The sequence below is a fragment of the Streptococcus sp. 339 genome (assembly GCF_013277285.1).
Taxonomy (GTDB): Bacteria; Bacillota; Bacilli; order Lactobacillales; family Streptococcaceae; genus Streptococcus; species Streptococcus pseudopneumoniae.
Map to the genome: position 1 here is coordinate 1 of NZ_VMMR01000094.1, position 21,209 is coordinate 21,209.

Sequence of the window (21,209 nt, forward strand, 5' to 3'; positions counted from 1 at the left end):
TTAAGTGATAAAGTCGGGCGAAATCAACCCTTGGAAATGAATGCTACTATTCAAAATAATGATGATTTAGTTCTGTACTTATCCAAGAAGTTCGAATAAGAGATAGCGAATTTCTTTGAAAATAGGGGATTTAGCTACTTTATGGTATAATGGAAAGAGTTAGATTGAAAGAGGTAGTGAGATGGATGCCAAATTAAGATATAAGGCAAAGAAGATCAAGATTGTCTTTTTTGATATTGATGATACATTGCGGAATTCCAAGACAGGTTTTATTCCGGCTTCAATCCCAGCTGTTTTTAAGCAATTACGTGAGAAAGGAATTTTGACAGGTATTGCTTCTGGACGAGGGATTTTTGGTGTCGTGCCAGAAATTCGTGAACTCAAGCCTGACTTTTTTGTAACCTTAAATGGTGCCTATATTGAAGATAAAAAAGGTCAGGTCATTTATCAACATCAGATTGAGAAGTCTGATGTTGAGGAGTATATCTCTTGGGCTAAGCAAGAGGGAATTGAGTATGGTTTGGTTGGGAGTCATGCTGCCAAGTTGTCGACTCGCACCGATATGATTAGTGAGGCTATCAATCCAATTTATCCTGATTTAGATGTGGATCCAGATTTCCATGAGAAAGAAGACATCTATCAGATGTGGACTTTTGAAGATAAGGGAGATGACTTACACTTACCTGACAGTCTCTCAGATAAACTTCGCATGGTTCGTTGGCACCAACATTCGTCTGATATTGTTCCGATTTCAGGCTCCAAAGCGACGGGTGTGGAAAAGGTTGTGGAACACCTTGGCTTGAAACCAGACAACGTTATGGTTTTTGGAGATGGGCTGAATGACTTGGAACTCTTTGATTATGTTGGAATCAGCGTTGCAATGGGAATTTCTCATGATAACATCAAAGAAAAAGCAGATTATATAACAAAAACACTAGAAGAAGATGGCATTTTTGATGCCTTAGAAGGATTTGGTATGGTAGAAAAAGAATTGCATTTCCCACAAGTAGACATTGAAACAGTAGAAGGTCCTATCGCGACTATTAAGACCAATCACGGGGACTTGCGTATCAAGCTCTTCCCAGAGCATGCTCCTAAAACAGTGGCTAACTTTGTATCTCTTTCAAAAGATGGCTACTATGATGGTGTCATTTTTCACCGTATTATCAAGGACTTTATGATCCAAGGTGGAGACCCAACTGGAACTGGTATGGGTGGCGAGTCCATCTACGGCGAATCATTTGAGGATGAATTCTCAGAAGAACTTTACAATATCCGTGGTGCCCTTTCTATGGCCAATGCAGGTCCAAATACCAACGGTAGCCAGTTCTTTATCGTGCAAAATCAACATTTGCCTTATTCTAAGAAAGAAATTGCTCGTGGTGGTTGGCCAGAACCGATCGCAGAAATCTATGCTAACCAAGGTGGGACACCTCACCTAGACCGCCGTCACACGGTTTTTGGACAGTTAGCTGATGAAGCATCTTACGCTGTCTTGGATGCCATTGCTGCTGTTGAGACGGGGGCGATGGACAAGCCAGTTGAAGATGTCGTGATTGAAACAATTGAAATCGAGGACTAAGATGAAAATCGGTGATAAGCTAAAGGGGCGTATTACAGGGATTCAGCCCTACGGTGCCTTTGTTGAGCTAGAGACGGGTGATACGGGGCTGATTCACATTTCAGAGATTCGGACAGGATTTATTGAAAATATTCATGAAGCCTTGAAAGTCGATGAAGAGGTTCAGGTTCAGGTAGTGGATTTAGATGAATTTACAGGGAAAGCAAGTCTTTCTATCCGCACTTTGGAGGAAGAAAAGCACCAGTTTCCTAGACGGAGACGCTTTTCAAGCGACCGTTTTAACTACGGCTTTGCGCCTCTTAAACGAATGATGCCAATTTGGACTAGAGAAGCCTTGCACTATTTAAAAAAGAAGAAGTAGTTTAGAGATTTATATTTTTTGTAATGTTAATATAAATATGCTATAATAGAAACATGGAAGAAGAACAATTATTAAAATCAGGGGAGCGCATTAACCAGCTCTTTTCGACAGATATCAAAATCATTCAAAATAGAGAGGTTTTTAGCTATTCGGTGGATAGTGTTCTCTTGTCACGTTTTCCGCGTTTTCCTAAAAAGGGCTTGATAGTGGATTTTTGCGCTGGAAATGGAGCAGTAGGGCTATTTGCTAGCACTCGTACTCAGGCACAGATTTTGGCTGTTGAGATTCAGGAGCGTTTGGCGGATATGGCTGAACGCTCTGTCCGTTTGAATGGTTTGGAAGAGCAGATGGAGGTCATCTGTGATGATTTGAAAAATATGCCTGCTTATATCCAGGGAAGTAAGGTGGATATGATTTTGTGTAATCCGCCCTATTTTAAGGTGGATCCTCATTCAAACCTGAACGAGAGTGAACATTATCTCTTGGCGCGCCACGAAATCACGACCAACTTGCAGGAAATCTGTCGCAGTGCCCAAAGTATTCTCAAGTCTAATGGACGGTTGGCTATGGTTCATCGTCCTGACCGACTCTTGGACATTCTGGATATGTTGCAACGACATAATCTAGCCCCTAAGCGCCTGCAGTTTGTTTATCCAAAGAGGGCAAAGGAAGCCAATATGCTTTTGATTGAGGCTATCAAGGATGGCTCGACAAGTGGCTTTAAGGTCTTGCCACCTCTCATTGTCCACAATGATGATGGCTCTTATACGCCGGAACTCGAAGAGATTTATTATGGATTATAAGGCTTATATGTATGTGCTGGAGTGCCGTGACGGATCCTACTATACAGGCTATACGACTGATGTGAAGAGACGCCTCGCTGTCCATAATAGTGGGAAGGGAGCCAAATACACACGAGCACGCTTGCCAGTCAAACTCATCTATGCTCAAGGTTTTGCCAGTAAGGAAGAAGCCATGTCAGCTGAAGCCCTTCTCAAGCGTAAGAAGAGGCCACAGAAGGAGCAATTTTTATCTGAAAATCAAGATAGAAATTTACTCAGTTATTTTGAAGAGTAGCGGGGAGTTCTTTGACTCCTCTTACTTTTGTCAAAAAGCGAAAAAAATGCTACAATAAAGAGAATAAACAAAATGAGGTATTATCATGTATAAGATTCTAGTATTTGGTCACCAAAATCCAGACTCAGATGCCATCGGGTCGTCTGTAGCCTTTGCCTACCTTGCAAAAGAAGCTTACGGTTTGGATACGGAAGCTGTTGCTCTTGGAACTCCAAATGAAGAAACAGCCTTTGTCTTGAACTATTTTGGTGTAGAAGCACCGCGTGTTATTACTTCTGCCAAAGCAGAAGGAGCAGAGCAAGTTATCTTGACTGACCACAATGAATTCCAACAATCTGTATCAGATATCGCTGAAGTAGAAGTTTATGGTGTGGTGGACCACCACCGTGTGGCTAATTTTGAAACTGCAAGCCCACTCTACATGCGTTTGGAGCCAGTTGGTTCAGCGTCTTCAATCGTTTATCGTATGTTCAAAGAACATGGTGTAGCTGTGCCTAAAGAGATTGCTGGTTTGATGCTTTCAGGTTTGATTTCAGATACCCTTCTTTTGAAATCACCAACAACACATCCAACAGATAAGATTATTGCTCCTGAATTGGCTGAATTGGCTGGTGTAAACTTGGAAGAGTATGGCTTGGCTATGCTGAAAGCTGGTACAAACTTGGCTAGCAAATCTGCTGACGAATTGATTGACATCGATGCTAAGACTTTTGAATTGAACGGAAATAATGTCCGTGTTGCCCAAGTAAACACAGTGGACATCGCTGAAGTATTGGAACGCCAAGCAGAAATTGAAGCTGCAATGCAAGCTGCTAACGAAGCAAACGGTTACTCTGACTTTGTCTTGATGATTACAGATATCGTCAACTCAAACTCAGAAATCCTAGCACTTGGTGCTAACATGGATAAGGTTGAAGCAGCCTTCAACTTCAAACTTGAAAACAATCATGCCTTCCTTGCTGGTGCCGTTTCACGTAAGAAACAAGTTGTACCTCAATTGACTGAAAGCTTTAATGCGTAAGATTTTAGGTGTCAGTTCAAAATCGGAAAGTCTAGTTTGCCTTATATCGAAAGGAGTTTCGGCTCCTTTTTTTCTAGGAGTGAAGCATGTTAGCAAATGGCGATTTGATTTTTGTGAGAGATGAGTCAGATATGGGACAGGCCATCCAGACTTCCACAGGCAACTATAACCATGTTGTCATTTATTTGGATGGGATGATTTACCACGCTAGTGGACAGGCTGGTGTTGTCTGTCAAGAACCTGCAGACTTCTTTGAGCCCAATCACTTGTACGACCTCTATGTTTACCCAGAAATGGATATCCAGTCGGTGAAGGAAAAAGCTTGCAAACATCTAGGGGCTCCCTACAATGCTTCTTTCTATCCAGATGGAGCTGGTTTTTACTGTTCCCAGTACATGGCAGAAATTCTCCCCATTTTTGAAACTATTCCCATGAAATTTAGGGATGGGGAGCAGGAGATTAGTGACTTTTGGAGAGAGTATTACAGAGAACTAGGTCTGCCTGTTCCTCTGAACCAAGCTGGTACCAATCCTAGTCAGTTGGCAGCATCGCCTCTGTTAGAATGTAAAGAAAGGAATCTTCATGATTCAGATTTTTAATCCATCTCGTTTGACGAGACAGCCATTTTTTGGAGAATTGATCCGCTATCTGGACCAGCATGATGATGTGATTTTACGGGAAATTAAGGCCAAGTTTCCAGATGTAGCAGTTGACAAACTCATGGAAGAGTATATAAAGGCAGGCTTGATTCTACGGGAAAATAAGCGTTATTACCTCAATCTTCCTATGCTTGAATCACTTGATAGTCTTGAACTGGATCAAGAGATTTTTGTCAGAGAAGCTAGTCCGGTCTATCAAGCCTTGTTGGAGCAGCGTTTTGAGACGGAATTATGCAATCAAACCAATGCAGCTATTTTAGTTGAAAAGACGGACTTTGCAAGATCAAAAATGACCCTGTCCAATTATTTCTACAAGGTCAAACATCAGTATCCTTTGACAGAAAAACAGCAGGAACTTTATGACATTTTAGGAGATGTTAATCCTGAGTATGCCCTCAAATACATGACAACTTTTTTGCTAAAATTTCTCAAAAAAGATCAACTGATGCAGAAACGCCGTGATATCTTTGTGGACAGTTTAGTTGTCCTGGGTTATATAGTCCAAAATGAAGATGGAAAGTATGAGTTGGCTGTCGATTTTGACAAGGAGAGATTAACTTTCTATTTAGTGTGATTGCTTTTTCTGAGCACATTGTTTGACTTTATCTATCGATAAGTTTATACTAATGTAACCGATAACACATATCGGAATAAAACTAAAGGAGACAATCATATGTCACTTGAAAACAAATTGGAACAAGCAACAGGCGCTGTCAAAGAAGGTTTTGGTAAAGTTACTGGAGACAGCAAGACAGAACTTGAAGGAGCTGTTGAAAAAACAGTTGCTAAGGCAAAAGAAGTAGTTGAAGATGCTAAAGGTGCTGTAGAAGGTGCCGTTGAAGGTTTGAAAAACGTTTTTACTAAAGAATAGGAAAAAATCAAGGGTTTCATTTTCCCTTGATTTTTTTTACAATCCTTATAAATAATTTTCTGCTACGACTGCATCTCCAGGATAGGCTTCTTTTTTTCCTTGGACGATTTGGTAGCAATCTGCTCCCTTACCAGCAATAATGACAGCATCGAGTTCTTGTTCAGTGATGGCCATTGCTGCCTTGATGGCTTCTTGGCGATCCGCAATTTTTTCAACAGGATGATTGATGTAGCTACTAATTTCATCTGCAATGGTCATTGGGTCTTCATAGTTAGGGTCATCAGCAGTCAGAAAGACTTGAATCTCAGGGTGTTGATTGAGGAGGAGGCCAAAGTCCTTACGACGACTTTCTCCTTTATTTCCTGTCGAACCTAATACCAGAGCAATCTTTCCAGTTTGATGACTTTCAACCACATTGATGAGTTTTTTCAGACTGTCACCGTTGTGGGCGTAGTCGATGAAGACCTTGGCTCCATTTTTCTGGGTGAGGACTTCCATACGACCAGGAACGCGGGTTGCAGCGATACCTTTTTTGATGTCCTCAAGACTTGCTCCGAGACGGAGACAAGCAAGTCCAGCAGCAACGGCATTTTCTTGGTTGAAGTGGCCAATTAACTGGATGTCATAAACACCAGCGAGTTTACCCGTAGCTGAAAAACTAAAGGCTTTGGAATTCTCGATTTGGTGGCTCGACTGGCTACCATAGAAATCATGGTCTTGATCTGCCACTTGTTCTTTCAAGACAGAAAAGTGATCCATGTCACTATTAATGATGACTGCTCGGCTATTTTCCATCAAGAGACGTTTGTGGTAGAAGTAGTCTTCAAAGCTAGGGTGTTCAATCGGGCCGATATGGTCTGGGCTGATATTGAGGAAAACTCCCACATCAAAGGTTAGACCATAGACACGTTTGACCAGATAGGCTTGACTGGAGACTTCCATGATGAGGTGGGTACGGTCATTTTGCACAGCTTGATGCATCATATCAAAGAGGTAGATGCTCTCAGGGGTTGTCAATGCAGACTTAAAGAAAGTCTTACCATCTAGAGTTGTATTCATGGTTGAGAGCATAGCAGGTCGATGCCCTTGAGATAAGATGTTATAGGCGAAATAGGCTGCTGTTGTCTTACCCTTGGTTCCAGTAAAGGCGAGGAGTTTGAGTTTTTTCTGTGGATTGCCATAAAACTCCATGGCAATCAAACTCATGGCTTTCTTTATATCGTTCACAATGATGACAGGGATACCGACTTCGTAGTCTTTTTCAGCTACATACCAAGCTAAGCCTTGTGTTATAGCAGAAAGAAGGTATTCTTTTTTAAAGGCAGCACCTTTTGCAAAAAAAAGAGTGTCTTCTTTTACTTTTCGGCTGTCGTAACTAATGCTATCAAAAACAACTTTGCTGTAGTTGTAGTGATAATGTCCTTGGTCGATAATCTCGCGGAAGAGACCATCTTTCTTTAATATATCTAATACGGTTTCAATCTTAATCATACTTTCTATTGTAAACCGAAAGTCGCGAATTTACAAGTAACAAGGAAAAGTTTATAATGGAAGATAAGGAGTGTTTCCTAGTTATCAAAATTGAATGAGGAATCTATGTCGCACGAAAACAATCACCAGCAGGCCCAGATGTTACGGGGGACTGCTTGGCTAACGGCTAGTAACTTTATCAGTCGTCTACTCGGGGCTATTTATATTATTCCATGGTACATCTGGATGGGATCTTATGCAGCTACGGCAAATGGTCTCTTTACCATGGGCTACAATATCTATGCCTGGTTCTTGCTGGTTTCAACAGCAGGGATTCCAGTTGCGGTGGCCAAGCAAGTTGCCAAGTACAATACCATGCGAGAAGAAGAGCATAGCTTTGCCCTGATTCGGAGCTTTTTAGGATTTATGACAGGACTTGGCCTCGTTTTTGCTTTAGTTTTGTATCTCTTTGCTCCTTGGCTAGCAGACTTGTCTGGCGTGGGCAAAGACTTGATCCCAATCATGCAAAGCTTGGCTTGGGGAGTCTTGATTTTCCCGTCTATGAGTGTTATCCGAGGATTTTTCCAAGGGATGAATAATCTCAAACCTTATGCCATGAGCCAAATTGCTGAGCAGGTCATTCGTGTTATCTGGATGCTCCTAGCAACCTTTATCATTATGAAACTTGGTTCAGGAGATTACCTAGTAGCGGTTACCCAATCCACCTTTGCTGCCTTTGTCGGCATGGTAGCTAGTTTTGCAGTTTTGATTTATTTCCTTGCCCAAGAAGGCTTACTCAAAAGAGTCCTTGAAACAGGGGATAAGATTAACAGCAAGCATCTTTTGATCGATACCATTAAGGAAGCCATTCCTTTTATCTTGACAGGGTCTGCCATCCAGCTCTTCCAGATTTTGGACCAGCTGACCTTTATCAATAGTATGAGCTGGTTTACCAACTACAGCAATGAGGACTTGGTTATCATGTTTTCTTATTTCTCAGCCAATCCTAATAAAATCACGATGATTTTGATTTCTGTTGGGGTTTCGATTGGGAGTGTAGGCTTGCCGCTTTTGACAGAAAACTATGTCAAGGGGGACTTGAAGGCAGCTTCTCGTCTCGTTCAGGACAGTCTCACCCTACTCTTTATGTTCTTGCTACCAGCAACGGTTGGAGTGGTTATGGTAGGAGAACCTCTTTATACAGTCTTCTATGGCAAGCCAGACAGTTTGGCTATGGGCTTATTTGTCTTTGCAGTTTTGCAGTCTATTATTTTAGGCTTGTACATGGTCTTGTCCCCCATGCTTCAGGCCATGTTCCGCAACCGCAAGGCCGTTCTCTATTTTATCTATGGTTCTATTGCCAAGCTGATCTTGCAACTGCCTACCATCGCCCTTTTCCACAGTTATGGTCCCTTGATTTCAACAACCATCGCTCTTATCATTCCTAACGTCTTGATGTATCGGGATATTTGTAAAGTAACGGGTGTTAAGCGCAAGGTGATTGTGAAGCGAACCATTTTAATCAGTTTGCTGACCCTAGTCATGTTTCTGTTAATAGGAACCATCCAGTGGCTGTTAGGATTTTTCTTCCAACCAAGTGGACGTTTGTGGAGCTTCTTTTATGTAGCTCTTGTCGGTGCCATGGGGGGTGGACTCTACGGATTCATGAGTCTCTATACTCGTCTCTTAGATAAGGTTATTGGACAGGCCAAAGCTGCCCAGTTGCGAGCAAAATTTAAGTTTTCTTAAGATAGCATTTATAAATAAAAGGAATAAGTTGAACAATCTTTTAGGAGAACTTGAAACTTATTCCTTTTTTTAGCGTCAAAACAGCTAAAATTATCTTTTAAGAGTAGAAGATGAGGCCTTTTTCGATTTTTTTGGACAAAATCATTGACTAAACAAACTAAACGTTGTATAATAAAACAAATCTTTAAAGCAGGAGGTTCTGGAAATGAAAAAGTCTAAGAGCAAATATCTAACCTTGGCAGGTCTTGTCCTGGGTACAGGAATTTTATTGAGCGCGTGTGGAAATTCTAGCACAGGATCAAAAACCTATAACTATGTTTATTCAAGTGATCCATCTAGTTTGAACTATCTAGCAGAAAACCGCGCAACAACAAATGATATTGTGACCAACCTGGTAGATGGTCTCATGGAAAATGACCAATATGGGAACTATGTGCCATCCTTGGCAGAGGATTGGAGTGTTTCTAAGGACGGTTTGACCTATACCTACAAACTTCGTAAGGATGCCAAGTGGTTTACTTCTGAGGGAGAAGAATATGCTCCTGTAACTGCCCAAGATTTTGTGACAGGTTTGCAATATGCGGCTGATAAAAAATCAGAAGCCTTGTATCTAGTGCAGGACTCTGTTGCAGGTTTGGATGACTATATCACTGGTAAAACAAGCGACTTTTCAACTGTCGGTGTCAAGGCTCTTGATGACCAAACGGTTCAATACACCTTGGCTCGACCAGAACCTTACTGGAACTCAAAAACGACATCAACCATTCTTTTCCCAGTCAATGCGGATTTCCTAAAATCAAAAGGGGATGATTTTGGCAAGGTAGACCCTGCTAATATTTTGTACAGTGGACCTTTCTTGATGAAAGCTTTTGTTTCAAAATCTGTCATCGAATACAAGAAAAATCCTAACTACTGGGATGCTAAAAATGTCTTTGTAGATGATGTTAAATTGACCTACTATGATGGTAGTGACCAAGATGCTCTTGTTCGTAATTTTACAGACGGAGCCTATAGCTACGCTCGTCTCTATCCAAATAGTTCAAGTTTTGAAGGGATTAAAGAAAAATACAAAGATGATATCATCTACAGTATGCAGACTGCTACGTCTTATTACTGGAATTTTAACCTAGATAGACAAGCTTATAAATTTACTTCTAAGACGACCGACATTGAAAAGAAATCAGCTCAGGAAGCAGTTCTTAATAAAAACTTCCGTCAAGCTATTAACTTTGCCTATGATCGTACAGCCTATGGGGCTCAAACTCAGGGAGAAGACGGAGCGACTAAGATTTTGCGTAACTTGGTTGTTCCTCCAACCTTTGTAAGTATCAAGGGAAAAGACTTTGGTGAAGTAGTAGCCTCTAAGATGGTCAATTATGGTAAGGAATGGCAAGGTATCAACTTTGCGGATGGTCAAGACCCTTATTACAATCCTGAGAAAGCCAAGGCTAAATTTGCTGAGGCCAAGAAAGAGCTAGAAGCTAAGGGAGTTCAATTCCCTATTCATTTGGATGCGACAGTTGACCAAGCTTCTAAGAAGGGGATTCAAGAAGTAAGCTCTATGAAGCAATCTATTGAAGCAGCTTTAGGTACGGAGAACGTCGTTATTGATATCCAACAGTTATCAACAGAGGACTATCATAACTCAAGTTACTTTGCTCAAACAGCAGCTCAAAAAGATTATGACCTTTACAATGGTGGTTGGGGTCCTGACTACTTAGATCCATCAACCTATCTTGATATCTTTAGTGTCAAGAATGGTGGGGTTCTACAAAATCTTGGACTCGAGCCTGGTGAAGCCAACGACAAGGCTAAGGCAGTTGGACTTGACACTTATACTCAAATGTTGGAAGAGGCTAATAAGGAGCAAGACCCAGCCAAACGTTATGAGAAATATGCTGATATTCAAGCATGGTTGATAGATAGTTCTCTAGCGATTCCAAATGTTTCATTAGGTGGAACGCCTAGCTTGAGAAAAACAGTTCCTTTCTCAGCACCTTATTCATTGGCTGGTAATAAAGGGGTTGAATCATATAAATACCTCAAAGTACAAGATAAGATTGTCACAACAGACGAATATGCAAAAGCCAGAGAAAAATGGTTGAAAGAAAAAGAAGAATCCAATAAAAAAGCCCAAGAAGAATTGGCAAAACATGTCAAATAAAATCTAATTGTAGATAAGTTTGTGTAAGAAGTCTTTGTGCTTAAAAACGCATAATATCAGGTATATAAAATCCTAGATGTTATGCGTTTTGTTATAGGAAGATTTATTAGATTTTATCCTCAAATTGAGTTATTCCCGACTTTATCCGTTGAAATATTATAAGGAGTATTTATGAAATTAAAATTATTAAGAGTAGATACTAAGGTGATTATGGGGAGTTTCTTACTTGTTCTGTCTAGTCTACTTGCTTTGTTGCTTCCCCTTATCTTAAAGGGTTTAATAGATGGGAGTTCTATTGAAAATATAGGTTCCAAAGTATTTCAATCGTTTTTGATTTTTATTGGTCAAGCCTTGTTTTCTTCTATTGGTTACTATCTGTTTAGTCAATCGGGTGAAAAAAAGATAGCAAAAATCAGGAAAAAAGTGATAGAGGGGTTGATTTATGCAGAGAAATCCTTCTTTGATAAGAGCCAAAGTGGGGAGTTGACTTCTGCCATTGTCAATGACACGAGTGTCATTCGTGAGTTTTTAATTACGACTTTCCCAAATATTATTTTGAGTTTAGTTATGGTACTTGGTTCCATCATAGTCTTATTTAGTCTTGATTGGAATCTTTCTCTACTTTTATTCATCACTCTTCCTTGTATGATGTTTATTATCTTGCCCCTTTCCAATATCAGTGAAAAGTATAGTCGTCGTTTACAAGAGGAAATCGGATTTTTAACAGGGCAATTGACTGAAAAGATTCAAGAACATGAATTAATTAAGACTAACCAAGCAGAGAAAAGTGTACAGGATGTTTTGGATAATTGTATTGAAAGGGTACAAAACAATTCACTGAAATCAGATAGGATTACTTCTTTTGAGACCCCGTTTGCTCTCTTATTTATCTTTGCGACTATAGCTGTGATGCTAACCTATGGGGGTTATCGGGTCAGCGCAGGATATATATCTGTGGGAACCTTGGTTTCGTTTTTGATTTACCTCTTTCAATTACTTAATCCTATTAGTAATATAGCTAATTTTGTAACTGTTTATTCTAGGAGTAAGGGATCTTCAGTTGCACTGGAGAACTTGCTTGCAGTTCCTAAAGAAAAATTTGAGGGAGGAAAATCGGTATTAGGACAAGGGTTGAATTTTAACCATGTCTATTTTGGTTATGATGAAAATCGACCTGTCTTAAAGGATATTACTTTCTCCATTTTCAAGGGGCAAAAAATTGCTTTTGTTGGACCATCTGGATCAGGAAAATCAACGATTGTGCGTTTGTTAGAGCGGTTTTATAAACCGCTTTCAGGAGATATTCTAATGGAGCAATCAAGTATATATGATTTTAACTTAAAAGAATGGAGAAGTAAAATCGCTTGGGTTTCACAAAATAATGCAGTCTTATCTGGCAGTATTCGTGACAATCTTTGTCTCGGTTTGAATCGCTTAGTAACTGATGATGAATTGATGAAAGTGCTAGACTTAGTATCACTAGGTGATGAGATTCGCTCCATGAAAGAGGGACTAGATACTGAGGTTGGTGAACGCGGACGACTCTTGTCAGGGGGACAAAGCCAAAGACTTCAAATAGCTAGAGCCTACTTAAAAGATGCTGAAATTCTTATATTTGATGAAGCCACTGCTAATCTTGATGCGGATTCTGAGTATGCGATTATCAGTAGCCTCTATTCTGTACTAAAGGAGAAGACAGTTGTGATTATAGCGCATCGTTTGTCAACGGTAAAAGATGTGGATTGTATTTTCTTCTTAGAGGAGGGGAAAATCACTGGCTCAGGAACTCATAAGGAACTACTGGAAAATCATGAGCGTTATGCTCGTTTTGTGCAGGAGCAAATGATAGAGTGAAGGTGTCTTTTGAGATTCACCATTTTATAGTCTATTAAAGGGAGCAGGAAAAACTCCCTTTTTATATAGTTTGAAACTATAGCTAGCTCTTGAAAAGAAGAAAATGAGTTGATGAAAATAAGTGGTACAATAGTTACTATAGATTTGGAGGTATTGTATGAGCAAGGAATTACACATTAACACAATTTTGGCCCAGGCGGGCATTAAGTCAGATGAAGCGACAGGTGCATTGGTGACACCGCTCCATTTTTCAACGACCTATCAGCATCCAGAGTTTGGTCGATCTACTGGGTTTGACTATACGCGCACTAAAAATCCAACTCGTAGTAAGGCTGAGGAAGTCTTGGCGGCTATTGAGTCAGCAGACTATGCCCTAGCGACTAGCTCAGGGATGTCAGCTATTGTACTGGCCTTTAGCGTCTTTCCAGTAGGAAGTAAGGTCTTGGCAGTGCGTGATCTTTACGGTGGTTCTTTTCGCTGGTTTAACCAAGTGGAGCAGGAAGGTCGTTTCCATTTTACCTATGCCAATACAGAAGAAGAGTTGATTGCCGAGTTAGAAAAGGATGTGGATGTTCTCTATATCGAAACCCCAACCAATCCCTTAATGTTGGAATTTGATATCGAAAAACTAGCAAAATTGGCTCATGCTAAGGGTGCCAAAGTGGTGGTGGACAATACCTTCTATAGCCCTATCTACCAACGTCCGATTGAAGATGGAGCAGATATGGTTCTCCATTCAGCAACCAAGTATCTAGCAGGCCACAATGATGTCTTAGCTGGAGTGGTTGTGACCAATAGTTTAGAACTATACGAGAAGCTTTTTTACAATCTCAATACAACAGGGGCAGTCTTGTCCCCATTTGACAGCTACCAGTTGCTTCGTGGTCTCAAGACCTTGTCTCTTCGTATGGAGCGTTCAACAGCTAACGCCCAAGAAGTGGTTGCCTTTTTGAAGGATTCTCCAGCAGTCAAGGAGGTTCTCTATACTGGTCGTGGGGGGATGATTTCCTTTAAAGTAGTCGATGAAACGCGCATTCCTCATATTTTGAACAGTCTCAAGGTCTTCTCGTTTGCGGAAAGTTTGGGTGGGGTAGAAAGTCTCATTACTTATCCAACGACGCAAACTCACGCTGATATTCCAGCAGAAGTGCGCCATTCTTATGGTTTGACAGATGACCTCTTGCGCTTGTCAATTGGGATTGAGGATGCTAGAGATTTGATTGCAGATTTGCGCCAAGCTTTAGAAGGATAAGACAAAGATGGGAAAATATGATTTTACAAGCCTGCCCAACCGTTTAGGGCACCATACCTATAAATGGAAAGAAACAGAAACGGATAGTGAAGTTCTACCAGCTTGGATAGCGGATATGGACTTTGTGGTCTTGCCTGAAATCCGCCAAGCCGTGCAAACTTACGCAGACCAACTGGTTTATGGTTATGCCTATGCCAGTGAAGACTTAATTAAGGAAGTTCAAAAGTGGGAAGCTACACAATACGGTTACAACTTTGACAAAGAGGCTCTTGTTTTTATCGAGGGTGTGGTACCAGCCATCTCAACAGCTATTCAAACCTTTACAAAAGAAGGCGAGGCGGTTTTAATTAACACGCCTGTCTACCCACCCTTTGCTCGCAGTGTCAAGTTGAACAATCGTAGATTGATTACTAATTCCTTAGTGGAAAAGGATGGTCTGTTTGAGATTGACTTTGACCAACTTGAAAAGGATTTGGTGGAAGAGGAGGTTAAACTCTATATTCTTTGCAACCCTCACAATCCTGGTGGACGTGTTTGGGAAAAAGAAGTGTTGGAGAAGATTGGCCAACTCTGCCAAAAACACGGTGTTTTGTTAGTTTCAGATGAGATTCACCAAGATTTGACCCTCTTTGGTCACAAACACCAGTCTTTCAATACCATCAATCCTGCCTTCAAAAATTTTGCTATCGTCTTGAGCAGTGCCACTAAAACCTTTAACATTGCTGGGACAAAAAATTCCTATGCCGTCATTGAAAATCCTAAGTTGAGAGTGGCTTACCAGAAACGCCAGTTGGCTAATAATCAGCATGAAATTTCAGGCTTGGGCTATTTGGCGACAGAAGCTGCCTATCGATACGGTAAAGATTGGTTAGAGGAACTTAAGCAAGTCTTTGAAGACCATATCAATTATGTGGTGGATCTATTTGGAAAAGAGACTAAAATCAAGGTCATGAAACCGCAAGGTACCTACTTGATTTGGCTTGACTTTTCAGCCTATGACCTGACTGATGAAACATTGCAAGAGTTGTTGAGAAATGAAGCCAAGGTTATCCTCAACCGTGGTTTGGATTTTGGAGAGGAAGGAAGTCTCCATGCCCGCATCAATATAGCTATGCCCAAATCTCTGTTGCAAGAAGTCTGTCAGCGGATTGTGGCTACTTTTGCCAAATGTTAAAAATCCAGCCTTCTAGGAGAAAAGTCTTCCTAGAAGGCTATTTTCATAGGCGAAAATATGGTATAATAAACAGATAAGGTAAAGGTGAAAATATGGCTAAATTGATTCCGGGGAAAGTTCGTATCGAAGGTGTTGCCCTTTATGAAACTGGTAAGGTTGATATCATCAAGGAAAAGAACAATCGGCTCTATGCTCGCGTTGCAGAAGAAGAACTGCGCTATAGTTTAGAGGATGATTTGGTTTTTTGTGCCTGTGATTTTTTTCAAAAGAGGGGCTACTGTGTGCATTTGGCAGCGCTAGAGCATTTTCTGAAAAATGATGAGCGTGGTCAGGAAATCTTGTGGAGTCTGGAAGAAGGTCATGAAGAAAAAGAGGCCGTTGAAACCAAGGTGACCTTGGGTGGCAAGTTTTTGGATCGAATTTTATCTCCAAAATCAGAATGCGCCTATGAGTTATCAGCTGTGGGTCAGGTGGAAGCAGGAACCAATCATATCTTGTGGACTCTGAGAATCGGCCAAATCAATAGCCAAAAATACTATGTCATTCGGGATATTCCACTTTTTTTAAGGATTGTCGAGCAGAGAAAGTCGTATATGATTGGCAAGATTTATGAGGAGTCTCTTTCTTGGGAAGCTTTTGATGAGGCCAGCCAAGAACTTTTGACTTTCTTGCACGGACTAACGGAGGAAGGGCTGGTTCCAGACCTCTTTTTCCAAAACCAAGGTCGGCACCTCTTTTTCCCTCTGACCTTTTTTGAGCAGGGTGTGAATTTACTGATGGCCTTGCCCCATTTTCAATTTGACCATCAAGTGGATAGCTACCAAACCCTGCTTTTTCAGGATATGCATGCTGATGCCAATCTATTTGCCTTTACAGTAACAGAATACTCGGACTATTTTGAAATGGAAATCAGTGAGAGTCCTAGGGTCAATGTCTTTTATCAGGGAGCAGTACTTTTCCATAAAGGTCAGGTTTATTTTTTAACAGACCAGCAGATGCGTCTTCTCAAGGAAATTAAAGTGTTACCTGTGGGTCAACAAGGAAAGAAATACCTGCAATTTGATAGCAGTGATCGAGACAAATTGGCCTCCTGTCTGACTCTTTTTATCCAGATGGGTACCGTTTCAGCTCCAGAACGTCTACAAATCAAAACTTTTGCGCCCTCTTTTTACTTTGACAGGGAAGAAGATAATCGGATTCGTTTAGAAATTCAGTTTGATTATGGAAATAGACAGGTATCTAGCCGACAAGAGCTAGAAGAATTACCATTTTCAAGTGACACGGACTTAGAAGAAAGAATTTTCCAAGTCTGTTTGGCTGCGGGCTTTGAAGCAGATTTTCAATCTTGGCGTCAGGCCTTAAAAGCAGAGTCTGTCTATCATTTCTTCCATGAAATCATTCCAGTCTTTGAAAAACTTGGAAATGTTGATTTATCAGACAAGTTAGAAGAGTTTTATAGTCTAGCAAGCCCTCAAGTGCAGATTACTTCCAAGGGAGGTCTCTTGGAAATTCAATTTGATTTTCAAGATATAGCCCAAGAGGAAATTGACCAAGCTATGCAGGCCTTGGTTGATAATCGAGATTTTTATATTGATTCGTCTAATAAAGTCTACTTTTTCGATGAAGAAACCAAGAAAATTCGTCAAAATCTACAGGAGCTGGGGCAATTTGAATTAAAAGATGGCTCCTTGCAGGCTCGGAAATCCTTGGCTTATAGTTTAGCTCATCTCTTTGAAGGACGTGACCGTGTTTCTTTTTCACAAGAATTCCAGAATCTGGCTCACGATTTGACGCATCCAGAGGACTTCCCTAGACAAGCAACTCAGGTTCAGGCTGACTTACGAGATTATCAGGAAAAGGGAATCAGCTGGCTACAGATGCTCCATCACTATGGTTTTGGTGGGATTTTGGCTGACGATATGGGACTTGGTAAAACCCTGCAGACCATTGCTTTTTTGACCAGTCAAGTGACAAAAGAAAGTCGAGTCTTGATTTTAGCACCGTCAGGTTTGATTTACAACTGGGCAGATGAGTTTCAGAAATTTGCCCCACAGTTGGATGTGGCTGTTGTTCATGGTTTGAAAGCTAGTCGTGAGGAGATTCTTGCTGAAAGCCATCAAATCTATGTGACGAGCTATGCTACCTTCCGTCAGGACAGTGAGCTTTATCAGGGGATGGCCTTTGACTTCCTTTTCTTAGATGAGGCTCAGGTCATGAAGAACGCCCAGACCAAGATTGCCCAGACCTTGAGACAGTTTGTGGTGCCGTCAGTTTTTGCTCTGTCAGGGACACCGATTGAAAACCATCTAGGTGAGCTGTGGTCTATTTTCCAAATCGTCATGCCAGGACTTTTGCCAAGCAAGAAAGAATTTATGAAATTGCCAGCTGAACGCGTGGCTCAGTTTATCAAGCCTTTCGTGATGAGGCGCAAGAAAGAAGAAGTTCTGACCGAATTGCCAGACTTAATAGAAGTAGTTTATAAGAATGAACTGGAAGACCAGCAAAAGGCTATCTACCTAGCCCAGTTGCAACAGATGAGAGATAGATTGGCTCAAGTATCAGATCAGGAATTTCAGCGAAGTCGTGTGGAAATCTTGTCTGGTCTGATGCGCTTGCGCCAAATCTGTGACACCCCTGCCCTCTTTATGGAGGATTATCAGGGAGCTAGTGGCAAACTGGATAGTCTCCGAGACCTGCTGGTACAGGTGGTAGACGGTGGACACCGTGTCTTGATTTTCTCTCAGTTCAAGGGAATGTTGGAGAAAATAGAACAAGAACTGCCAGACTTGGGCATGACTTCCTTTAAAATTACAGGTTCAACTCCAGCCAAGGAAAGACAAGACATGACCAAGGCCTTTAACCAAGGGGAAAGAGATGCCTTTCTGATTTCCCTCAAGGCTGGTGGTGTCGGTCTGAACCTGACAGGTGCTGATACAGTGATTTTGGTTGACCTTTGGTGGAATCCTGCGGTGGAAGCGCAAGCTATTGGCCGTGCCCATCGGATGGGTCAGGAAGAAACGGTTGAGGTCTATCGCTTGGTGACCAGGGGAACCATTGAAGAAAAAATTCAGGAACTCCAAGAACAAAAGAAACATCTGGTGTCACAAGTATTGGATGGAACAGAGTCACGTGGCAGTCTCAGCCTAGCAGAAATTAGAGAAATTTTGGGAATTTCTGAAGCCAGCACTTGAAAAATCAAGACAATACGCTATAATGAAGTGTTGAAAGGAAATAGAAAATGAAACAAGAACGATTTCCATTGGTGTCAGATGACGAGGTCATGCTGACTGAGATGCCAGTCATGAACTTGTACGATGAGTCTGATCTGATCAGTAATATCAAGGGTGAGTATCGAGATAAAAATTATTTAGAATGGTCTCCTATTACTGAAGAGGCGCCAGTAAAACCGATTGAAAAGCAAGTCGAGAAACCTAAAAAAGCTCCTTTAGGGGTAAAAAAAGAAGGAAAGAGCTATGCGGAGGTGGCGCGTGAAGAAGCGCGTGCAGACTTGAAAAAGAAACGCTCTGCTAACTATCTAACTCAGGATTTCAGCCGTGCGAGACGTCATTCTAAATCAGGCCTTGTTAGACAGGGCAGTCAACCGACAGCGCCTTTCCAAAAGGAAAATCCTGGTGAATTTGTCAAATATAGCCAAAAATTGACCCAGTCTCATTATATCTTGGCGGAAGAAGTTCATTCTATCCCTACCAAGAATGAAGAAGTGTCAGCACCTGCTCCAAAGAAAAACAACTATGATTTTCTAAAGAAGAGCCAAATCTACAATAAAAAAAGTAAACAAACAGAACAAGAACGTCGGGTTGCCCAAGAGTTGAATCTGACCAGAATGACAGAATAGGGGAGAAAACATGCCAAAGACATATCATTTTATCGGAATTAAGGGATCAGGGATGAGTGCCTTGGCCTTGATGTTGCACCAAATGGGGCATAAGGTACAGGGATCAGATGTTGAGAAGTACTACTTTACTCAACGTGGTCTTGAGCAGGCAGGAATTACTATTCTTCCTTTTGATGAAAAGAATCTAGACGGTGATATGGAAATTATCGCTGGAAATGCCTTTCGTCCAGATAACAACGTCGAAATTGCCTATGCAGACCAAAATGGTATCAGCTACAAACGTTACCATGAGTTCCTAGGTAGCTTTATGCGTGACTTTGTTAGCATGGGAGTAGCAGGAGCGCATGGAAAAACTTCAACGACAGGTATGTTGTCTCACGTCTTGTCTCACATCACAGACACCAGCTTCTTGATTGGAGATGGGACAGGTCGTGGTTCGGCCAATGCCAAATATTTTGTCTTTGAATCTGACGAATATGAGCGTCACTTTATGCCTTACCACCCAGAATACTCTATTATCACCAACATTGACTTTGACCATCCAGACTATTTCACAAGTCTAGAGGATGTTTTCAATGCTTTTAACGACTATGCTAAACAAATTACCAAGGGTCTTTTTGTCTATGGTGAAGATGCAGAATTGCGTAAAATTACGTCTGATGCACCAATTTATTATTATGGTTTTGAAGCAGAAGGTAATGACTTTGTAGCTAGTGAGCTTCTTCGTTCTACGACTGGTTCAACCTTCACCGTTCATTTCCGTGGACAAGACTTGGGGCAATTCCACATCCCAACCTTTGGTCGTCACAATATCATGAATGCGACAACCGTTATTGGTCTTCTTTACACAGCAGGATTTGATTTGAACTTGGTGCGTGAGCACTTGAAAACATTTGCTGGTGTTAAGCGTCGTTTCACTGAGAAAATTGTCAATGATACAGTGATTATCGATGACTTTGCTCACCATCCAACAGAAATTATTGCGACCTTGGATGCGGCTCGTCAAAAATACCCAAGCAAGGAAATTGTAGCAGTCTTCCAACCGCATACCTTTACAAGAACCATTGCCTTGTTAGATGACTTTGCCCACGCTTTAAACCAAGCAGATGCTGTTTACCTAGCGCAAATTTATGGGTCAGCTCGTGAGGTAGACCATGGAGATGTCAAGGTAGAAGACCTAGCTAATAAAATCAACAAGAAACACCAAGTCATTACTGTTGAAAATGTTTCTCCTCTCCTAGACCATGACAATGCTGTTTACGTCTTTATGGGAGCAGGAGATATCCAAACCTATGAATACTCATTTGAGCGACTCTTGTCTAACTTGACAAGCAATGTTCAATAGGTTATTCTCATGGAAATTCCAATTAAGATCATTCAGGCAAGTCAGTCTGATTTGGCTGAGATAGAGGCACTTCAAACTTCGTCTTTTCCGGCTGAAAAGCAGCAACCTTCCCATATCTTAGAAGAAAGTATCCGTAAGTGTGCGGATACCTTTCTTCTAGCTAGGGATGAAAACCAACTTTTAGGCTATATTCTATCAAGTCCCCAGTCAGACAATCCGCAATGTCTAAAAGTAGATTCTTTAGTCATTGAGTCTGACCATCAGAGACAAGGATTGGGAACACTTCTTCTTGCGGCTTTGAAAGAGGTGGCAGTTGAGCTGGATTACAAAGGGATTTGTTTGGAGAGTCCTGATGAGCTGCTTTCCTATTTTGAAATGAACGGTTTTATTGATGAAGAAACTTCCCTTTATGAAACTAGCCAGGGTTTTAGTATGATTTGGTTTAATCCCTTTTATCTGGAGGCACAATGAAGATCAGACAAGCAAAATTAGAAGATTTGGATCGTATCGTCGAGATTGAACTAGAGAATTTCTCGGTTGAAGAAGCCATTCCTCGATCTGTCTTTGAGGCACATTTGCGAGAAATTCAGACCTCTTTTCTGGTTGCAGAAAAAGAGGGCAGGATTATGGGTTATATCGAAGGACCAGTTGGCCCCCACCGCCATCTGCAAGACCAGTCCTTTACAGAAGAAATAAAAGACTATAGTCATGAGCCTGGTGGTTATATCTCTGTGACCTGTCTTTCTATTGCCAAAGAAGCACAGGGCCTCGGAC

At 41.2% G+C, this 21,209-nt stretch carries 18 protein-coding genes and 2 pseudogenes; 19 read left to right on the forward strand and 1 reads right to left on the reverse strand.

The window, feature by feature from the left end; all coding sequences use genetic code 11:
- Positions 1–181: 181 nt before the first annotated feature.
- The 8 genes from HT736_RS09970 to HT736_RS10005 all read left to right on the forward strand — a co-directional run bounded on the left by HT736_RS09970 (position 182) and on the right by HT736_RS10005 (position 5,571).
- Positions 182–1,582 carry a bifunctional Cof-type HAD-IIB family hydrolase/peptidylprolyl isomerase gene (locus HT736_RS09970; protein ID WP_054388390.1) on the forward strand — a complete coding sequence of 467 codons (1,401 nt, stop codon included), beginning with the start codon at positions 182–184 and terminating at the stop codon, positions 1,580–1,582.
- Between the two features lies 1 nt (position 1,583).
- Positions 1,584–1,943 (forward strand): S1 RNA-binding domain-containing protein, encoded by a 360-nt coding sequence (locus tag HT736_RS09975; RefSeq protein ID WP_000689593.1) that lies wholly within the window; start codon positions 1,584–1,586, stop codon positions 1,941–1,943.
- Between the two features lie 53 nt (positions 1,944–1,996).
- Positions 1,997–2,746, forward strand: a complete 750-nt coding sequence (locus HT736_RS09980; protein WP_172931004.1) for a tRNA1(Val) (adenine(37)-N6)-methyltransferase — start codon at positions 1,997–1,999, stop codon at positions 2,744–2,746.
- Entirely contained in the window at positions 2,736–3,020 is a 285-nt protein-coding gene (locus HT736_RS09985; protein WP_023937193.1) for a GIY-YIG nuclease family protein, read from the forward strand. The genes HT736_RS09980 and HT736_RS09985 overlap by 11 nt, the downstream gene beginning before the upstream one ends.
- Before the next feature lie 85 nt (positions 3,021–3,105).
- The gene (locus HT736_RS09990) at positions 3,106–4,041 is read left to right on the forward strand and encodes a manganese-dependent inorganic pyrophosphatase (RefSeq protein WP_023937195.1); all 936 of its coding nucleotides are present in this window, start codon (positions 3,106–3,108) and stop codon (positions 4,039–4,041) included.
- A gap of 86 nt (positions 4,042–4,127) precedes the next feature.
- Positions 4,128–4,640 carry a YiiX/YebB-like N1pC/P60 family cysteine hydrolase gene (locus HT736_RS09995; RefSeq protein ID WP_023937197.1) on the forward strand — a complete coding sequence of 171 codons (513 nt, stop codon included), beginning with the start codon at positions 4,128–4,130 and terminating at the stop codon, positions 4,638–4,640.
- Positions 4,624–5,274 (forward strand): DUF1803 domain-containing protein, encoded by a 651-nt coding sequence (locus HT736_RS10000; protein WP_023937198.1) that lies wholly within the window; start codon positions 4,624–4,626, stop codon positions 5,272–5,274. The genes HT736_RS09995 and HT736_RS10000 overlap by 17 nt, the downstream gene beginning before the upstream one ends.
- A gap of 99 nt (positions 5,275–5,373) precedes the next feature.
- On the forward strand, positions 5,374–5,571 hold the full coding sequence (locus HT736_RS10005) for a CsbD family protein (protein ID WP_000051199.1): 198 nt from the start codon (positions 5,374–5,376) through the stop codon (positions 5,569–5,571).
- Positions 5,572–5,616: 45 nt separating this feature from the next.
- Here HT736_RS10005 and HT736_RS10010 read toward each other — a convergent pair whose 3' ends face one another.
- Positions 5,617–7,062 carry a UDP-N-acetylmuramoyl-L-alanyl-D-glutamate--L-lysine ligase gene (locus tag HT736_RS10010; protein ID WP_054393065.1) on the reverse strand — a complete coding sequence of 482 codons (1,446 nt, stop codon included), beginning with the start codon at positions 7,060–7,062 and terminating at the stop codon, positions 5,617–5,619.
- A gap of 105 nt (positions 7,063–7,167) precedes the next feature.
- Between HT736_RS10010 and HT736_RS10015 the strand changes: the two genes are divergently transcribed.
- The 11 genes and pseudogenes from HT736_RS10015 to HT736_RS10060 all read left to right on the forward strand — a co-directional run.
- Positions 7,168–8,790, forward strand: a complete 1,623-nt coding sequence (locus HT736_RS10015) for a polysaccharide biosynthesis protein (protein ID WP_054393066.1) — start codon at positions 7,168–7,170, stop codon at positions 8,788–8,790.
- Positions 8,791–8,995: 205 nt separating this feature from the next.
- The gene (locus HT736_RS10020; RefSeq protein ID WP_000748867.1) at positions 8,996–10,954 is read left to right on the forward strand and encodes a peptide ABC transporter substrate-binding protein; all 1,959 of its coding nucleotides are present in this window, start codon (positions 8,996–8,998) and stop codon (positions 10,952–10,954) included.
- Positions 10,955–11,164: 210 nt separating this feature from the next.
- Positions 11,165–11,899: pseudogene (locus tag HT736_RS11850) on the forward strand (ABC transporter ATP-binding protein); the annotation flags it as partial.
- 186 nt (positions 11,900–12,085) lie between these two features.
- Positions 12,086–12,808: an ATP-binding cassette domain-containing protein gene (locus HT736_RS11855; protein WP_025170631.1), complete on the forward strand. Its 723-nt coding sequence runs from the start codon at positions 12,086–12,088 to the stop codon at positions 12,806–12,808.
- Between the two features lie 157 nt (positions 12,809–12,965).
- Complete coding sequence (locus HT736_RS10030; RefSeq protein WP_023933152.1) at positions 12,966–14,060, forward strand: cystathionine gamma-synthase; 1,095 nt, start codon at positions 12,966–12,968, stop codon at positions 14,058–14,060.
- 7 nt (positions 14,061–14,067) lie between these two features.
- The gene (locus tag HT736_RS10035) at positions 14,068–15,234 is read left to right on the forward strand and encodes a MalY/PatB family protein (RefSeq protein WP_172922207.1); all 1,167 of its coding nucleotides are present in this window, start codon (positions 14,068–14,070) and stop codon (positions 15,232–15,234) included.
- A 92-nt stretch (positions 15,235–15,326) separates the two neighbouring features.
- Positions 15,327–18,425: a DEAD/DEAH box helicase gene (locus tag HT736_RS10040; protein ID WP_001096284.1), complete on the forward strand. Its 3,099-nt coding sequence runs from the start codon at positions 15,327–15,329 to the stop codon at positions 18,423–18,425.
- Between the two features lie 47 nt (positions 18,426–18,472).
- Positions 18,473–19,090: a hypothetical protein gene (locus tag HT736_RS10045; RefSeq protein ID WP_000808233.1), complete on the forward strand. Its 618-nt coding sequence runs from the start codon at positions 18,473–18,475 to the stop codon at positions 19,088–19,090.
- A gap of 10 nt (positions 19,091–19,100) precedes the next feature.
- Positions 19,101–20,435: a UDP-N-acetylmuramate--L-alanine ligase gene (murC, locus tag HT736_RS10050; RefSeq protein WP_001127123.1), complete on the forward strand. Its 1,335-nt coding sequence runs from the start codon at positions 19,101–19,103 to the stop codon at positions 20,433–20,435.
- A 9-nt stretch (positions 20,436–20,444) separates the two neighbouring features.
- Positions 20,445–20,906, forward strand: a complete 462-nt coding sequence (locus tag HT736_RS10055; RefSeq protein ID WP_023937205.1) for a GNAT family N-acetyltransferase — start codon at positions 20,445–20,447, stop codon at positions 20,904–20,906.
- Positions 20,903–21,209, forward strand: a pseudogene (locus HT736_RS10060) (GNAT family N-acetyltransferase); the annotation flags it as partial. The gene HT736_RS10055 and the pseudogene HT736_RS10060, both read left to right, overlap by 4 nt.

What these genes read in the sequence shown, in the direction of transcription:
- HT736_RS09970 (WP_054388390.1), top strand. Translation starts at nt 182, where the DNA reads ATGGATGCCAAATTAAGATATAAGGCAAAGAAGATCAAGATTGTCTTT.
- HT736_RS09975 (WP_000689593.1), top strand. Translation starts at nt 1,584, where the DNA reads ATGAAAATCGGTGATAAGCTAAAGGGGCGTATTACAGGGATTCAGCCC.
- HT736_RS09980 (WP_172931004.1), top strand. Translation starts at nt 1,997, where the DNA reads ATGGAAGAAGAACAATTATTAAAATCAGGGGAGCGCATTAACCAGCTC.
- HT736_RS09985 (WP_023937193.1), top strand. Translation starts at nt 2,736, where the DNA reads ATGGATTATAAGGCTTATATGTATGTGCTGGAGTGCCGTGACGGATCC.
- HT736_RS09990 (WP_023937195.1), top strand. Translation starts at nt 3,106, where the DNA reads ATGTATAAGATTCTAGTATTTGGTCACCAAAATCCAGACTCAGATGCC.
- HT736_RS09995 (WP_023937197.1), top strand. Translation starts at nt 4,128, where the DNA reads ATGTTAGCAAATGGCGATTTGATTTTTGTGAGAGATGAGTCAGATATG.
- HT736_RS10000 (WP_023937198.1), top strand. Translation starts at nt 4,624, where the DNA reads ATGATTCAGATTTTTAATCCATCTCGTTTGACGAGACAGCCATTTTTT.
- HT736_RS10005 (WP_000051199.1), top strand. Translation starts at nt 5,374, where the DNA reads ATGTCACTTGAAAACAAATTGGAACAAGCAACAGGCGCTGTCAAAGAA.
- HT736_RS10010 (WP_054393065.1), bottom strand. Translation starts at nt 7,062, where the DNA reads ATGATTAAGATTGAAACCGTATTAGATATATTAAAGAAAGATGGTCTC.
- HT736_RS10015 (WP_054393066.1), top strand. Translation starts at nt 7,168, where the DNA reads ATGTCGCACGAAAACAATCACCAGCAGGCCCAGATGTTACGGGGGACT.
- HT736_RS10020 (WP_000748867.1), top strand. Translation starts at nt 8,996, where the DNA reads ATGAAAAAGTCTAAGAGCAAATATCTAACCTTGGCAGGTCTTGTCCTG.
- HT736_RS10030 (WP_023933152.1), top strand. Translation starts at nt 12,966, where the DNA reads ATGAGCAAGGAATTACACATTAACACAATTTTGGCCCAGGCGGGCATT.
- HT736_RS10035 (WP_172922207.1), top strand. Translation starts at nt 14,068, where the DNA reads ATGGGAAAATATGATTTTACAAGCCTGCCCAACCGTTTAGGGCACCAT.
- HT736_RS10040 (WP_001096284.1), top strand. Translation starts at nt 15,327, where the DNA reads ATGGCTAAATTGATTCCGGGGAAAGTTCGTATCGAAGGTGTTGCCCTT.
- HT736_RS10045 (WP_000808233.1), top strand. Translation starts at nt 18,473, where the DNA reads ATGAAACAAGAACGATTTCCATTGGTGTCAGATGACGAGGTCATGCTG.
- murC (WP_001127123.1), top strand. Translation starts at nt 19,101, where the DNA reads ATGCCAAAGACATATCATTTTATCGGAATTAAGGGATCAGGGATGAGT.
- HT736_RS10055 (WP_023937205.1), top strand. Translation starts at nt 20,445, where the DNA reads ATGGAAATTCCAATTAAGATCATTCAGGCAAGTCAGTCTGATTTGGCT.